This is a genomic window from Rhodococcus sp. R1101 (genome assembly GCF_000278445.1).
In the GTDB taxonomy this organism is placed as follows: domain Bacteria; phylum Actinomycetota; class Actinomycetes; order Mycobacteriales; family Mycobacteriaceae; genus Rhodococcus; species Rhodococcus gordoniae.
The window spans coordinates 1-2,122 of the sequence record NZ_AJVB01000586.1 but is presented as its reverse complement, the minus strand read 5'-3'; the positions used below and the strand labels follow the sequence as shown (position 1 = coordinate 2,122).

At 68.4% G+C, this 2,122-nt stretch carries 3 protein-coding genes; 1 reads left to right on the top strand and 2 read right to left on the bottom strand.

Annotation, left to right across the window (positions count from 1 at the left end):
* Positions 1 to 16: 16 nt before the first annotated feature.
* Positions 17 to 244: a hypothetical protein gene (locus R1101_RS0121970; RefSeq protein ID WP_016935389.1), complete on the top strand. Its 228-nt coding sequence runs from the start codon at positions 17 to 19 to the stop codon at positions 242 to 244.
* Between the two features lie 102 nt (positions 245 to 346).
* Here R1101_RS0121970 and R1101_RS0121965 read toward each other — a convergent pair whose 3' ends face one another.
* Both R1101_RS0121965 and R1101_RS28105 read right to left on the bottom strand, forming a co-directional pair.
* Positions 347 to 1,486, bottom strand: a complete 1,140-nt coding sequence (locus R1101_RS0121965) for a carboxylate-amine ligase (protein ID WP_016935388.1) — start codon at positions 1,484 to 1,486, stop codon at positions 347 to 349.
* 122 nt (positions 1,487 to 1,608) lie between these two features.
* Positions 1,609 to 2,122 (bottom strand): OB-fold nucleic acid binding domain-containing protein (locus R1101_RS28105; RefSeq protein WP_037224554.1); only part of this gene is annotated, 514 nt, incomplete at its 5' end.

The following is a 2,122-nucleotide window of genomic DNA, read 5'->3' as shown; positions in this document are numbered from 1 at the left end:
CAGGAGGTGCACCGCGATGTCCGTGCTCGATACCCGGGTCCCTCGCGAGCGCACCGACGGTGTCGACATCGCCGGGACGATCTGGCCCCTGTACAAGCTCGAAGCTCTCGCGATGGGCGTCCTCACCCTGCTCGTGGTCCTCGTCGTCACCGCCAGCGCACAGAGTGCCGTGCTCGGCGCGGCCGCGGTCACCGTCGCCGTGTGGTGGGTCCGCCGGTTCCAGCGGCGCGTGTTCCGTTCCTGAACGAACCGTCCCATATCTGCACCCGTGACGTCCGGCCGGGCTTCGTGCAGCCCGATCGATTGGATCCCTGAGTACCCGAGATCCCCGACCGTCCGAGGTGGATCAGGACGTACAGCCCTCGACGGTGCGCCGTGCCGCGTCGGCGATCACATCCGCGAAGGAGCCGCCATGCTCGCGGATGCGCCGTTGCCGGATCGCGCCGTTGCCGCGGTCCAGGATCGATGCCAGAGTGTCGTGCACGGATCGATAGGCGCCGAGTTCCTCGAGGACCGGCCCTGCCTGGACGAGCAGTCGGCGGATCAATTCCGCAGCCGGAACCAGCTGCGCAGAGTGAACATCGACGCCGCGCCCGGCCAGACCGTCCCGGGCGGCTCTCCAGCACGCTGCGCGCAGTAACTCCCGGCCGACCGAGGGCGCCGCCTCACCGCGCTCGATCGCCGCTGTCGCCCGGGCGGCCAGCGCATAGACCAAGGTGGCCAGCGTGACGGTCTCCTCGACGGTCGCAGGTACATCCGCGACGCGGATCTCGACGGTCGGATGACGAGCGGAGATCCGCGCATCCCAATAGACCATGCGGGGGTCCAGGATCGTGCCGGTGGCGAGCAGCGATTCGACCGCCGCGTCGTAATCCGCGGCCGAGGTGCACTGCGGGGGCACTCCCGCGCTCGGCCAGCGCCCCCATCGCAGGTATCGCCAGCTGGCATAGCCGGTGTCCCGGCCGTCGGCGATCGGGGAGTTCGCGGTCAACGCCAGCAGGGTGGGGAGCCACGGTCGCAGATGGTTGATGAGCTGTACCGCGCGGTCACGATCATCGACACCGATGTGCACGTGGCATCCGCAGATCACGCCGTCGGCGATGCCCCCGAAGTGCTGCGCCATGCGCTGATAGCGCGGCGTGGCGGTGATCGATCCCGTCGGAGGCTCGAAAATCGGTGTTCCGACCGCGACCAGCCGGCATCCGGCGCGCGCTGCGGCATCGGCTGCGGCCGCGCGAGTGCGGTGCAACTGTGCGCGTAGGTCCTGCGGATGGGTACACACCGCGGTGGCGGTCTCGATCTGGCATCGGGAGAGCTCGACGGTGAGGTCGATGCCGAGTTCGCGTCCGGCCTCGATCACCTCGAGACTGCGCAGGTGGGGACGGCCGGTACGGAAGTCGACCAGGACGAATTCCTCTTCCACGCCGATCGTTGCCGCCGCCCCACCGCGCACGGCGGGGGTGATCGTCGGTCCTGTGGCGGTCATGGCGTTCTCCCCACTCGAGATCTTTCACTCTACGAAGGGACAACGGTTCGGCGTGGGTGTACAGGGTGCTCGGTGTGAACCGTATCGGCCGGCCGAGGCGCTCGGACCGCGCGGCGAGACCGCTAGGTAGCCAGGCAACCCGGCCCGAGCAGCGCCTTGAGGTCGCCCATGAGCGCCGACGACGCTTCGACCCGCAGACTGTCGTCGAGCTTGAGAACCGTGACCTTGCTGCCGGTGATGAGCCGCACATGCACGTCGGACGAACCGGGATGACGCGTCAGCACGTTCTTGAGGGCACCGACCTTGTCGGGGGTGCACAACCGGGTGGGCATGGACACCGAGACCGGCTTCGCCACCCCGATCTGCGACAGGTCGGGGACGACGAGGTCGTTGGCGATCAGGGAGATCCGGTCGTCGCGGATGGACACCCGGGCTTTGACGAGGACCACCGAGTCCTCCACCACGTCCATACCGTAGACGGCGTAGGACTGCGGGAAGAACAGCACCTCGATGCCACCTGTGAGGTCCTCGAGCTGCGCGGACGCCCAGGCGAGACCGTTCTTGTTGATGCGGCGGTTCACGGAGGCGAGAATGCCGCCGACGGTGACCTGGGTGCCGTCCTTGAGCGCGCCTTCG